At 42.4% G+C, this 13525-nt stretch carries 11 protein-coding genes and 1 tRNA gene; 6 read left to right on the top strand and 6 right to left on the bottom strand.

The window, feature by feature from the left end:
- Window positions 1-39 precede the first annotated feature (39 nt).
- Window positions 40-591, bottom strand: a complete 552-nt coding sequence (locus tag HMPREF9444_RS06940) for a GNAT family N-acetyltransferase (protein ID WP_040909373.1) — start codon at window positions 589-591, stop codon at window positions 40-42.
- Between the two features lie 138 nt (window positions 592-729).
- On the opposite strand from HMPREF9444_RS06940, the gene HMPREF9444_RS06935 reads away from it, so the two are divergent.
- Window positions 730-1485 (top strand): basic amino acid ABC transporter substrate-binding protein, encoded by a 756-nt coding sequence (locus HMPREF9444_RS06935; RefSeq protein WP_198002769.1) that lies wholly within the window; start codon window positions 730-732, stop codon window positions 1483-1485.
- Window positions 1486-1545: 60 nt separating this feature from the next.
- Window positions 1546-1622 (top strand) — tRNA-Pro (locus HMPREF9444_RS06930).
- 161 nt (window positions 1623-1783) lie between these two features.
- Here HMPREF9444_RS06930 and ettA read toward each other — a convergent pair.
- From ettA to HMPREF9444_RS06910, 4 genes are all read right to left on the bottom strand, one after another.
- Window positions 1784-3448 carry an energy-dependent translational throttle protein EttA gene (gene ettA / locus HMPREF9444_RS06925; protein ID WP_009143693.1) on the bottom strand — a complete coding sequence of 555 codons (1665 nt, stop codon included), beginning with the start codon at window positions 3446-3448 and terminating at the stop codon, window positions 1784-1786.
- A gap of 139 nt (window positions 3449-3587) precedes the next feature.
- On the bottom strand, window positions 3588-5051 hold the full coding sequence (locus HMPREF9444_RS06920; RefSeq protein ID WP_009143692.1) for an alanine/glycine:cation symporter family protein: 1464 nt from the start codon (window positions 5049-5051) through the stop codon (window positions 3588-3590).
- 52 nt (window positions 5052-5103) lie between these two features.
- Complete coding sequence (locus tag HMPREF9444_RS06915) at window positions 5104-5754, bottom strand: DedA family protein (protein WP_009143691.1); 651 nt, start codon at window positions 5752-5754, stop codon at window positions 5104-5106.
- Window positions 5755-5807: 53 nt separating this feature from the next.
- On the bottom strand, window positions 5808-6278 hold the full coding sequence (locus HMPREF9444_RS06910) for a tRNA (cytidine(34)-2'-O)-methyltransferase (RefSeq protein WP_009143690.1): 471 nt from the start codon (window positions 6276-6278) through the stop codon (window positions 5808-5810).
- A 220-nt stretch (window positions 6279-6498) separates the two neighbouring features.
- On the opposite strand from HMPREF9444_RS06910, the gene HMPREF9444_RS10630 reads away from it, so the two are divergent.
- From HMPREF9444_RS10630 to HMPREF9444_RS06895, 3 genes are read left to right on the top strand one after another with little or no spacing between them, the layout of a single operon-like run.
- Window positions 6499-9861, top strand: coding sequence for an FtsK/SpoIIIE family DNA translocase (locus tag HMPREF9444_RS10630; RefSeq protein WP_083801139.1), 3363 nt, complete (start codon window positions 6499-6501; stop codon window positions 9859-9861).
- A gap of 2 nt (window positions 9862-9863) precedes the next feature.
- Window positions 9864-10472: an outer membrane lipoprotein periplasmic chaperone LolA gene (gene lolA, locus HMPREF9444_RS10625; protein WP_009143688.1), complete on the top strand. Its 609-nt coding sequence runs from the start codon at window positions 9864-9866 to the stop codon at window positions 10470-10472.
- On the top strand, window positions 10456-11883 hold the full coding sequence (locus HMPREF9444_RS06895; protein WP_009143687.1) for a replication-associated recombination protein A: 1428 nt from the start codon (window positions 10456-10458) through the stop codon (window positions 11881-11883). Before lolA ends, HMPREF9444_RS06895 begins: the two co-directional genes overlap by 17 nt.
- On the opposite strand, the gene HMPREF9444_RS06890 is transcribed toward HMPREF9444_RS06895, so the two are convergent.
- On the bottom strand, window positions 11880-12674 hold the full coding sequence (locus HMPREF9444_RS06890) for a ZIP family metal transporter (protein WP_009143686.1): 795 nt from the start codon (window positions 12672-12674) through the stop codon (window positions 11880-11882). The genes HMPREF9444_RS06895 and HMPREF9444_RS06890 overlap by 4 nt on opposite strands.
- A 204-nt stretch (window positions 12675-12878) precedes the next feature.
- On the opposite strand from HMPREF9444_RS06890, the gene ahpC reads away from it, so the two are divergent.
- Entirely contained in the window at window positions 12879-13442 is a 564-nt protein-coding gene (gene ahpC, locus HMPREF9444_RS06885; RefSeq protein WP_009143685.1) for an alkyl hydroperoxide reductase subunit C, read from the top strand.
- The last annotated feature ends 83 nt before the right edge of the window (window positions 13443-13525 follow it).

The following is a 13525-nucleotide window of genomic DNA, read 5'->3' as shown; positions in this document are numbered from 1 at the left end:
ATTTAAGCTCTTTCTCTTATTTTGTACGTGCAAAGTTTTTTATAAGGCTTTTAGTTTGCAGATTAGGTAATGCGAAGGCGGTTTTGCGGATTGTTTTAATATGTAAAATCCGGCTTTTTGGCAGGACCTTAGTGCTTTTATATCATTAAAGCCGACACAAGTTGAAATGTATGCGTAGGTACTTTGTTTAAGGCTTTTTACGCAATAGCGCTGCAGTTTGGTACTAAGTCCTTGTCCGCGATAACTTTCATCAATAACGATTACAAGTTCATGTACGATGTTGACATCAAATTCCGCTTCGTTGAACATAAAAAATGCCAGACCGGCAATTTTGTCTTTTTCATCCTTTACTATATAGCAAAGCCGCTCGAACTCTTTATTCCACAGCTTAATAAGCCATGGCACACCGGCTCCACAGTGTTTATGGTAGATTTTAATAGCTTCATCGTATTCTTTTTTTGACGCTGTTTTGAAAATATAGTTGTCTGTTTTTTCTTCACCTGGGATCGGTAAAAGTTCAGCGCGCATAATATTGGCTTTTAGTAACAAACGATCACGCTTTAGATGATAAAGAAAATGTGCAATTTCCATTGTTATGCCCATATTTTGTGCGATAAGTTAAATTTACGCACCATTTTAATTCATTACTTAAATCGGATCTAAAGGATTAGTATACTAACCTATCTTTTTAATAATTTATCTATTTTACTATGTATGAGGATTAATCCTATGTTCTGCTTGAAACAAAAGATTCTATGCGGTATCGCCGCTCTATGTACAGTTTTATCCGTACAAGCTGAAGATAAGATTATGCGAGTCGGTGCAGAGCCTGCTTATGCTCCTTTTGAATTTATTGATGAGGAGACGAAGGAATTAACCGGTTTTGATATTGAGTTAATTAAGGCTATCGCAGAAGTTGAAGGCTATGAGATTGAAATTAGCACTATGCCGTTTGATGCACTGATCCCTGCTTTGCTGACTAATAACGTAGATGTTATTTTGTCGGCAATTACTATTACCGAGGAAAGAAAAAAGCGTGTAGCTTTCTCTGTCCCCTATTATGATTCAGGTCTTACCATTTTGATTAATGAAAAGGATAAGGACAAGGTTAAGAGTGTTAAAGATTTAGAAGGGCAGAAAATCTGCGTTCAAATCGGTACTACAGGTGCAAATTACGCATCAACACAGATTAAAGATGCTGTCGTGTCTCAGTTTAATACTGCACCTGAGTCTTATTTAGAGTTAAAAGCAGGAGGATGTGTTGCAGCCATTAATGACCGTCCTGTTAACGATTATTATCTTGCTACCAATAAGTCAGAAGGAATTATTTCACTTCCCGGAACACTCTCTTCAGAAAGTTACGGCATTGCTATGAGAAAAACTGATGAAGATATGGTTAAGGCAGTTAATGACGGTTATCAAAAATTAAAGGAAAACGGAACCCTAGATAAGATTTATTCTAAATGGTTTGGTTCTTCTAAATAATATGAATTTGTCCCTGTCTTATTGACAGGGACGTTAATAATCCATAAAATATACGCCCATCGGTGATTAGCGCAGTCCGGTAGCGCATCTGGTTTGGGACCAGAGGGTCGTAGGTTCGAATCCTACATCACCGACCATCTAAAATCTCTTCCTTCCTTATTTTCCGATACCTTTAAATTCTCACATCACGCTAGATAAAAGCTTCTGACCTAGCAGTAAAGTTGCTTTTAAAAGCATTTAATTTTACGGCTAAGTAAAAGAAAACCGCCGCGGTTGCGACGGTTTTAACAGCGTAATTTTAGTCAGTAACTTTCTTAAAGCGCATTCGATGAGGAATAGCTTCGTCACCGAGCTCTTTCTTTTTCCAGGCTTCATATTCGGTGTAGTTGCCTTCAAAGAAGCGCACTTTGCCTTCATCCCCGTAGTCAAGAATATGAGTGGCAATACGATCAAGGAACCAACGATCGTGGGAAATGACCATTGCGCTGCCGGGAAACTCCAATAAAGCGTTTTCAAGAGCACGCAGGGTTTCAACATCCAAGTCATTGGTAGGCTCGTCTAAAAGAAGGAGATTTCCTCCTACCTGGAGCAATTTTGCAAGCTGCAAGCGACCTCGTTCTCCGCCTGATAAATCACCGACACGCTTTTGCTGATCAGATCCTTTAAAATTAAAGCGTCCGATATAGGCACGACTTGGTATCTCATAATTGCCTACTTTAAGAATATCCTGGCCCTGAGAGATTTCATCGTATACCGTGTTCTCGTCCTTCATTTCGTCACGGAACTGTTCAACATAAGCAGTAACGACGGTGTCGCCTAATTTAATTGATCCGCTGTCGGGCTGTTCAAGTCCTGTGATCATTCTAAATAGGGTTGATTTACCGGCACCGTTAGGTCCGATAATTCCGACAATAGCTCCTTTAGGAAGAATGAATGACAAATCGTCAATGAGAACCTGATCTCCGTATGCTTTCTTTAAGTTCTTTACTTCCATTACGGTATCGCCAAGACGCGGCCCAGGCGGAATGTAAAGTTCATTGGTTTCATTACGACGCTGGTATTCGACATTTGAAAGTTCTTCAAAGCGTGATAAACGTGCTTTGGATTTTGCCTGACGTCCTTTTGCTCCCTGACGAACCCATTCAAGCTCTCTTTCGATGGAACGACGGCGAGCGGATTCAGTGCTTTCTTCAATCTTCAAACGCTGATCTTTCTGATCAAGCCAGCTTGAGTAGTTGCCTTGCCAAGGAATACCTTCTCCGCGGTCAAGTTCTAAGATCCACCCTGCAACATTATCAAGGAAGTAACGGTCGTGGGTGACTGCAACAACTGTTCCCGGATATTGATGAAGGAACTGTTCGAGCCAATCTACCGATTCAGCGTCAAGATGGTTGGTAGGCTCGTCCAAAAGCAGCATATCAGGACGCTCAAGAAGTAAACGGCATAAAGCTACGCGACGGCGCTCTCCTCCCGATAATACCTTAATCTGTTTGTCAAAGGCAGGAAGACGCAAAGCATCGGCAGCGCGTTCGATTTGGCTGTCAAGATTGTGGCCGTCATGTGCTTGAATGATTGCCTCAAGCTTTGCTTGTTCTTTTGCTAAAGCATCAAAGTCTGCGTTTTCATCGGCATAGGCTACATAAACTTCGTCAAGTCGAGCAAGTGCTGCTTTTACTTCGGCAAAAGATTCTTCTATAACTTCACGAACGGTCTTTTCCGGATCGAGTTTCGGCTCTTGGGGCAAATAGCCGATCTTAATTCCGGGTTGGGGACGAGCCTCGCCTTCGTAGTCTTGGTCTACTCCGGCCATAATTTTAATTAAAGTTGATTTGCCTGCGCCGTTAAGACCTAACACGCCGATTTTGGCACCGGGGAAGAAAGATAAAGAAATATCTTTTAGGATTTGTCGTTTAGGCGGAACAATTTTGCCTACCCGATTCATCGTGTAAATGAATTGAGCCATTAATTTACCTCATAAAAAAGCTTTGGCTAATTGTACCAATTAAGGTGGATTTTTTCAGGTAAGAAAACACTTAGATGGAAAAAATAAGCAGTAAGAAAAAACCGCGAGAAAATCGCGGTTTTAAAAGATATGATATTAACTATTCTTCACTCTGCTGTTTATTTTTGGCTCTTCTTGAAGCGCGAACGGCATTATGCAGAGAAGCAAAGCGGTTAGTGAGTTTCTCCGACGGACCGAAGAACGGACGCTCATCCTTTAAGAATTTATTGTCATAGTCGTTTAAAGCACGAATAACAAGCTTATAAAGACCGACGACAGCAATAATATTCGGTATGACCATAAGACCGTTAAACATGTCAGCAAGCTCCCATACCAGGTCGACGTGCAGGAACGAGCCCATCATTAGAAAAGCTAGGACCATTACAGAGAAGACATTGATCACTTTGTAGCCGAACAGATATTTAACGTTTTGGACTGCAAAGAAGTACCAACCGATAATGGTAGTAAACGCGGCAAAGAATAAGCAGATTGCTACAAATCCGGCTCCTGCTTCACCCATGCCTTTTACGAAAGCGTTTTGGGTAAGGACGATTCCGGTGGCTTGTCCGTCAAGAGATCCCGTCACTAATATAACAATAGCCGTTGCGTTTAAAACGATAAAGGTATCAATAAACAGACCGACTATAGCGGCAAGACCTTGTTCTGCAGGGTGCTTCACTCTGGCAACTGCATGAGCGTGCGGAGTTGAGCCCATACCGGCTTCGTTGGAGAAAAGGCCGCGGGCAACGCCGTAGCGGATTGCTTCTTTAATTGAAGCACCGATTACGCCGCCGGTTGCAGCTTCAGGGTTAAAGGCGCCGATCACCACTTGCTCAATTGCCGGAATAATCATGTCGTAATAGCAGCATACTATATAAAGAGAGCCTAATACGTAAATGCCTGCCATGAGAGGAACCATTTTCTCGGTAAATCCAGCGATACGGCTTACTCCGCCGATGAAAATAAAGCCGGCAAGCATAATAACGAAAATACCGGAAATCCAGGTAGGAATATGAAATGCAGACTCAAAAGCGGTTGAAATGGAGTTAGCCTGCACCATATTGCCGATAAAGCCTAAGGCAATAATAATGAGGAAAGAGAAAATAATCGATAGAGGCTTATTGCCAAGTCCTTTTGAAATGTAATAAGCAGGACCGCCGGTTATATGGCCTTCTCGGTCTTTGGTACGGTATAGCTGAGCTAAAACAGCTTCGGCAAAGATTGTTGCCATACCGAAAAATGCGGCAACCCACATCCAGAAGATTGCGCCGGGTCCGCCCATTGCCATAGCGGTAGCTACGCCGGCAAGATTTCCCGTACCGACCTGAGCGGCTATTGCTGTAGCTAAAGACTGGAATGAAGTCATTCCGTGCTTGCCGGCTTTTTCTCCGTTAAAAGATAAACCGCCGAATACGTGTTTGAAGGCAAGCTTAAAATGTCTTATTTGAACGGCACGCAACTTTAAAGTAAAGAAAATACCAGTACCGACAAGGATAGGAATTAAACACCAAGGTCCCCAGAGAATGGAGTTGATGTCTTTAACGATTTGAGTCAAAGCGTCCATAGTAAAAACTCTAGTTGCTTAAATTAAAAAGGCGGGGTTATCCCGCCTCATGTTATTTTTTGGGTTGATCGGATTCTGCGTTATCGTTCATTGCTTTATTGAGCTTATTATGAAAACGCCTTTTCAGGTAAATGCCGAGAACAACAAGAATAATTGCAGCAAGAATCAGGTAGATCACTTTTTGTACGTCACCTACGTACTGCATCAATAAATCAAGATTATCGGCAAAGAAGAAACCTAAATAAACCCAAACAGGTACGGATATCAAAGCAGCGACACCGTCCATTAAAATAAAGGTGAAGTAAGAGATACGGCGGCTCATTCCTGCAACTAGGAAAATAGGCGAACGTAATCCGGGAAGAAAACGGGCAACGAATAAAAGGCCTAAACCGTACTGCTTAAATTTTCTTTGGATGTGAGAAAAACGCCTTGGAGAAAGTATTTTACGGAAAGTCCGGATTTTTTGAATGCGGTAACCGAAAATCCTTCCGGCAATAAACATTGTACTGTCTCCGATAAGCACCCCCGCAAGACCAACTGCCAGCATTGTATGCGGATTTGTCATGCCCAAACCGGAGATAACGCCGCCGGACACTAGTGTAATGTCTTCGGGAACGGGGAGACCGAAACCGCATAAAATCAAAATTCCGAAAACTGCGATATATCCGTAGTCGGAAAAGAAAGCAATTAGAAAATCAAGCACCGCTTTACCTTTACTTTATATGTTATTAAGAGATTTTAACAAAAAATAAGCGATTAGGGCAGTTTTGCTCCTATAAAACCTAATTGTCTCCATGCTTCATAGGCCATAACAGCGACGGCATTTGACAAGTTAAGGCATCGGCTTTTTTCTACCATCGGAATTCTAAGCCTAAATTTTTCCGGAATTATTTGCATTACTTCGTCGGGAAGGCCTGAGGTTTCACGCCCGAAAAGCAGAAAATCTTCGTCTTCAAATGAAAAGTCAGACGGGGTGGCAGTACCGTGAATCGTTGAAGCTATAAGACGTTTAGGATTCATATTCTCCATGAACTTTTCAAAAGAAGTATGTACGGTAAGATTAGCGATTTCATGGTAATCAAGACCTGCTCGCAGCATTTTTTTATCGTCCATGAAAAAATCGAGCGGTCCTACGAAATGAAGTTTGGCTCCGCAATTTGCCGAAAGTCGGATTATATTTCCTGCGTTTTGCGGCATCTGCGGACGATATAAAACGATATTGATCATGAATCTTCCCGTAAATAACAAGTTAAAAAACGATCGGTATTTTATCACTACCTTCTAACTTATTTTAAGTTATTAATTAGTTTTGTTTTTATATTTTATATGCAATACAAATAAAAATTATTTGCATTTTAAAAAATTTTCTTTATCATAAAAATACATATTAAAAATATACGTATTTTTATCGACAGCGCGGTTTTCAAATTGCCCGAAGGGGTGAAAAATGGTAGTATCTTCAAGAATTTTATCCAGTTTTTTAACGACGGCGAAATTTGAGTTAGCTTTAGATTGTTATACGTCGTACGCATCCGCGATATACCTCGGAGGATATATGTTCTCACGCCAGAACAAAGGGCAGAACAACCGCATAAGTGATCGTATTTTACAAGTCGGCATGTTTGCTGCATCTGTTGCCACAGCAGGAATTCTTTACGTTTTATGTAAGTTTTTGATGATAAATGACAGTTCGGTAAGCGGTGAAATAATTTTAAACGGAACACAGGCTGAACAAGTAGTGCACGGATCTCCTATAACTGCCTTTTTATTCAGTTATTTCGGAGCCTTTACTTTTTTAATTCCTTTGATGCTCCTTTATTTTTTTTATCTGGTATTAAAAAATCGATCCCGATTATTCGTACCTGATTTCTTTAGGGTCGGATTACGCGTTTTAGGCTTTAATATTTTGATATTGGGTTTGTGTGCGGCTTTTTCCCGGACCTTTTCTTTTGGTGTAACCGGCGGCGGCGGAGTTCTTGGCGATTACATTAATTTGTCATTGCTTTCTTTAATGCCGGGAATGGCCGTTTCTTTGTGTTCTTTACTTTTGTCTTTTATCGGCATTTGTGTGTTTTTTGCCGTTTCTCCTTTGCAGTTAGCTGACGGAATCGGATCTTTTATTATGAGATTCATAGACGGTAAGAAAGGGGAAGAGAAGGAGGTCGGACAAGAAGAAAGTGTTTCTACCATAAGTGAAATGACGGATGACGAATCCAATCACATTGAACCTTCTTTTGAAGAAGAAATTAAAGATGTAAAAAAAGCCGGTCTGGCAGATGCCTCCATTTTTTCCAAAGTTGCGGCAATGCCTAAAGCTCCATTTATTAATAAAACCAAAGAAGAAAAAGCTGAGGATACCGTTCCTACCAGAAATATTTTTGATAGAACCGAGCCTAAATTCTCATCTTTTGATAAAGAAGAAGCTCCTTTGCATAACGAGACCCAGGATGATTTCTTGCATGATCCTTTTTTAGCCAATGAATTAAAGGATGAAAAATCGGACAACGACAGTCCGCGTACTATCATCACTCGTAATAATGATAAAGAGAATTTCTTTAAAGATGATGCAAACTCTTTTGATAAAGAGCCTTCTACTATTATCACGAAAGGATACGATCCGATTTTTGCTACCGGACCGGAGTTTGAGAGTAAAGCGGACAATGTTGATGATACGGGCAGCAGTACTTTTATTTCATACGGCAGCGGCGCACCTCAGGATGATTATGTTCCCAAAGCTCCGGAAAGTCCGGATCCTGCTATCGTAAGTACTCATATTTTCTCCGGTGAACCCGTTGAGTCATTTAGCGCTAAAACGGAGTTTTCTGCCGGACTAGACGAACAAGATCCCGTTATTAAAGACGAAGTTGACGAGGCGGTTGAGGAAAATGTCATTCAATTTAGCGACTTTGCTAAAAAGGGATCGTTTGAATTAAACGATCTTCCTGCATCATTCCTGCCCAGTGCTCAAGAGGATGATGGGGCGCTTACGCCGGTTGCGCATACCTTATCGGAAAAGGACGGATCTTACCAGTATGAAAGCGCTGAGCGCGGCGTTTTGTCAGTCTCCGGTAAAGAACATGATTTTGCCGCAGATAAGAATGCAGCTTCAAGCAGTGAAAGTTTTAATGCGCCTTTAAAGCAGGATGATTATGCGTTAAAGGAAGAAAACGAAGAGGTGAAAGCTTCTTTAAATGACGGTGACGGACAGGGATTTTTCGGTAAACCTCAAAACAGCAGTGCCTCAAATCTTCCTTCATATATTAAGCCTGAGGAAGAAAAGAAAGCTGCAGCTGCTTTAAGTACCGTGACTGTTCCTCATCATAGTTTCGGCTCTTGGCGTCCGTCTTTTGATTTACTCACGCCGTCTCACAATGTAAAAGTAACTTCTCCTGAAGATTTGGAGCAGATGGCAAGGAAAATCAACTCCTGCCTTGCAAGCTTTAAGATTAAGGCTCAGGTTGCTCGCTACAATGTAGGGCCAATAATCACCCGCTACGATTTAATGCTTGCCCCGGGAACAAAAACTGCAACTATTATTAATTTAAGTCAGGATCTGTGCCGTGAGCTTATGGTGCGCTCGGTACGCGTTGTCAGCAATATCCCCGGAACACAGTTTGTAGGTCTTGAAATTCCTAATCCTCACCGCAAAATGATCACTTTGCGTGATATGGCTGATGCCGGTGCTTTTAATCGTGCAAAGGGTACGTTGCCGATTTGCCTTGGCAGTTCCGTTACCGGAGAGCCTGTTATGGTCGATTTGGCGGCAGCTCCGCATCTTTTGATTTCAGGAACCACAGGCTCCGGAAAGTCTGCAGGACTTAACTGCTTTTTAATTTCACTTTTAATGCAAAAGTCCCCGGAGGAGCTGCGTTTGATTCTTATTGATCCTAAACGCATTGAGTTTTCTCTTTACAACAATCTGCCGCATCTTATCACTCCGGTTATTTCAGATGTGGCTGAAAAGACGTCTGCGGCTTTGCGCTGGTGCATTGATGAAATGGAACGCCGTTATGCGCTTATTGAAGCTATCGGCGTACGCAAGATAAGTGAATATAACGAGCTTATCGAAGAAGCAAGAGCATCAGGACGCAGAGTTTATGACCCGGCATGGACTGCCGATATGGGAGGAGAACCTCCGGTTTTGGCACCTTTGCCTTCAATTGTTATCGTGATTGAAGAGTATGCCGATTTACTGGCTCAAACATCGGGTCGCAAGAAGAACGTTGAGAATTCGCCCGAGATGTGCATTAACCGTTTAGCCGCCAAAGCCCGTGCCGCCGGTATGCATATTATTTTGGCAACGCAAACACCGCGTGCCGATGTCGTGACAGGCGTAATTAAAGCTAATATGCCGTCTCGCGTTGCTTTTACCGTGCAGTCAAAGCTCGATTCAACGATTATTTTGGACGAACAAGGGGCTGAAAAGCTTCTAGGCTACGGTGATATGCTGTGTAAATTTACCGGTGTAAACGGCGGACAGACTTTTAGGGCTCATGGAGCGTTTTTAAGCAACGATGACGTTGAGCGCGTCGTCGAGGCTTGGAAAGAGCACGGCGGTGAACCGGATTACATTGAAGGCGTTACCGATTTGCCGGAAGAAGAAAATGACGGCGATGATTTTTCCTCTGAGCCTAAAGTTGTTCAACTGGATAAACTTTTTGATCAGGCTGCGGCTTATACCCGCGAACATTATGCCCGTAAGCAGAAATATCCCTCCATAAGCGATTTCCAATCGACTTTCGGTGTAGGCTATCCGCGTGCTAAGAAAATCGTGGCACAATTGATTCGTGAAGGAGTAATGGAGGATTAAGCATGTTTAAATTTATAAAATGTTTAGCTGCTGCAGCTTGTCTTTCCTATGCCTTGTCGGGAACTGCTTTTGCTGATGATAAAGCTGATTTAAAAGCAAAATTAAATGCTTTTAATGAGTTTTCCGCTTCTTTTGTGCAGGAAGTAACGGATAAAAGCGGACAAGAGGTTATGAGTTCAAACGGTATTATTGCATTGCAGAAACCGGCTAAATTCATGCTGCATACTCTTAACCCTGATGAACAGGTTTTATTTTGCGCCGGCAATGATATTTATTTTTATGATCCTTTCGTCAATCAGGTCTCGATTTTTTCGCGCAGCGAGTTAAGCGCATCGCCTTTTATTCTTTTATCCGATATGTCGGATAATGTGTGGGCGCATTATGACGTTAGGCATGAAAACGGCGTTTATATTATTACCCCGAATCGTCAGGGAGATATAGTAAATTTAAGGTTGAGCTTTAAAGGATCCGATATTGATACGATCTCTCTTGTGATGAAAGACGGTAATATTAATACTTATAAGCTTTCAGACGGCAGACGTTCTGCAGATCCGCAAGTGTTTGAATATAAAATACCTGAGGATGCAGAGGTGGATGATGAGCGCCGCTAACTACGATTTATTTTCTGACATCGGGGTTGATGTCGATAAAGCAGAAAAACAGGACAGCGGATTATCGTTATTCGTTCCTTTAGCTTCAAGAATGAGGCCGGAGTCATTAGATGACTACATAGGTCAAAGTCATTTAATCGGCCCCGGACGTCCTCTGCGAATGGCGCTTGAGCGCAAACAGTCTTATTCAATGATTTTTTGGGGACCTCCCGGGGTCGGGAAGACTACGCTTGCTCTTATTATTGCTAAAAGCTCAGGTGCCGTTTTAGAGCAGATTTCTGCGGTGACATCAGGAGTTAAGGATATACGAGCGGCGATAGATAGGGCAATGTCGCGTAAACGCCAGGGCGTACGTACCGTATTATTTGTTGATGAGGTACATCGTTTTAATAAATCTCAGCAGGATGCTTTTTTGCCTTATATAGAAAACGGAACTATTATTTTTATCGGTGCAACAACGGAAAATCCTTCTTTTGAATTAAATTCCGCTCTTTTGTCCCGAGCCCGCGTCTATGTGCTTAAAAAATTAAGTCCGGAGGAGTTAAAGGCTCTTTTGCATCATGCCCTGGAGTCGGAAAAGGGGCTTAAATCCGAGAATTTAGTTCTTGCCGATAAAGTAGAGGATGCGCTTATCGATTTATCGGAAGGAGACGGCAGGCATCTTTTAAATACTCTTGAGATGTTGGTTGATTTGGCAGCCCCTTATAAGGACGGTTCAAAGATCATCACTTTTGCCATGGTCGGGGCAGTGGCCGGCAGAAGGCTTATTAAGTATGACAAAGGCGGAGACGCTTATTATGATTTGATTTCGGCTTTTCATAAGTCGGTACGCGGATCGGCTCCTGATGCTGCTTTATATTGGTATTCAAGAATTTTGGCGGCAGGAGGCGATCCTTTATATGTAGCAAGAAGACTCTTGGCAATTGCTACTGAAGATGTGGGTCTTGCCGATCCGCGAGCTATGCAGGTGGCGCTTAATGCTTGGGATATTTACGAGCGAGTCGGAGCTGCAGAAGGAGAGAGAGCTATAGCGGAGGCGGCTGTTTATCTTGCTATAGCGCCTAAAAGCAACGCTTTATATACTGCATTTCATCAAGCAAGAGAAGATGCTGAAAAACTTCCTTCTTTTGATGTGCCTTTATATCTGCGTAATGCTCCGACTAAACTTATGGAAAACCTCGGTTATCACAAAGGTTATCGTTACGCTCACGATTTCCCCGGTGCATATGCGGCAGGAGAATGCTTTATGCCCAAGGAGCTTGACGGACGTACTTACTATAAGCCAAATGATCGCGGATTGGAGATCCAGCTTAAGGCAAAGCTTGATTATCTTAAGGATCTTGATAATAAAGCAACCGATCGCCGTTATCCTCCCGAGCATCAAAATGAGGTTAGAAAACGTCTTGGCTAACCTAAGGTGGTATCTAAAAGCATCATGAGCACGAATCCTGTAAGTACTGCGATAGTTCCCAAATCGGAGTGCTCACCTAATTTTGCTTCAGGAATCAGCTCTTCCACTACCACATACATCATGGCGCCAGCGGCAAAAGCGAGAGCCCAAGGGAGAAAAGGTACGAATTGTCCTGCAATGAGGATCACCAAAAGTGCCGCCACAGGCTCTGCAAGACCTGAAAAAGCTCCCATTAAAAAGGCTTTAAAACGGCTTTTTCCTGATGCATGCATCGGTAAAGATACTGCAGTTCCTTCAGGAATATTTTGAATTCCCATACCTAAAGCAAGCGCAACGGCTGCAGACATCGCTTCAGGCGATCCTGCACTGTACGCAGCTGCAAAGCTTATGCCTACAGCCATTCCTTCAGGTATATTGTGAATAGTCACGGCCAAAAAGAGCAAAGAACTTTTATCAAGGTGTGATTTAGGTCCTTCAGGTGTTGTTGAATCAGGATGCAGGTGAGGCATTAAATGATCGAGTAAAAGCAGGAATAATGCACCTAAAATGAATCCTCCTGCAGCAGGAAGAGCCGGAATCTGTCCTAACTCTTGAGCTTTATCAATTGCCGGAATCAAAAGGCTCCATACGGATGCCGCAATCATGATCCCCGCGGCAAAGCCTAATGAGAGTTTGGTCCATAATGAAGAAGGTTTGTTTTTAAATAAAAAGACGAAGGCAGCGCCTAGTGCTGTCATGGCGAAAGTGAATGATGTGCCGAGAAGGGCGCTTAAATACGGTTCTGGGATCATGTTTTACTCTTTGCTGCAGTTTTCTTTCTATTAACCGTTCTTTTTTACAAAATGTAAACCTTGCTACTTGAAAAATATTTGCAAGAGAGACAGTTTTTCAATTGCGAGCTAATCGCAACTAATGAATAAAATTTTAAGTTAGAATAGTTTCCGACAAAGAGATAAGGTCTCGATAAATTTAAATCTAAAATTAAGGAGCATTAAATGTCTTTAATCAATAAAGAAGTTGCTGATTTCACCGTCAAAGCCTACCAGAACGACAATTTCCACGATGTTTCTAAAAAAGACATTTTAGGTAAGTGGTCCGTTTTCTTCTTCTATCCTGCAGATTTCACTTTCGTTTGCCCGACTGAACTTGCAGACTTAGCTGATAAATACGAAGAGTTCAAAAAGATCGGCTGCGAAATTTTCTCCGTTTCCTGCGATTCTCATTTCGTTCACAAAGCATGGCACGATGCTTCCGATACCATCAAGAAGCTTCAGTATCCGATGCTTGCTGATCCTAATCATCAGCTTTCCCGTGATTTCCAGGTTCTCATTGAGAACGACGGCATGTCAGAACGCGGTACTTTCGTTGTAAACCCTGAAGGCAAGATTGTTGCATACGAAGTCGTAGCAGGCAATATCGGCCGTAACGCAGATGAACTTTTACGCCGCGTAGAGGCTTTACAGTTCGTCGCCGAGCACGGTGATCAGGTTTGCCCGGCCAAGTGGCAGCCCGGCGCAAAGACCTTAAAACCGGGTCTTGATTTAGTCGGTAAGCTTTAATTGATAAAGTTAACTAAGTTCATTTTTTGAAAAAAAGGCCCTTCCTTAAGTGAACTGTACCCCGTTTGGTAGACAATTAACCG

This window comes from Succinatimonas hippei YIT 12066 (assembly GCF_000188195.1).
Lineage (GTDB): Bacteria > Pseudomonadota > Gammaproteobacteria > Enterobacterales > Succinivibrionaceae > Succinatimonas > Succinatimonas hippei.
This window is presented reverse-complemented; position numbering and strand designations above follow the sequence as displayed.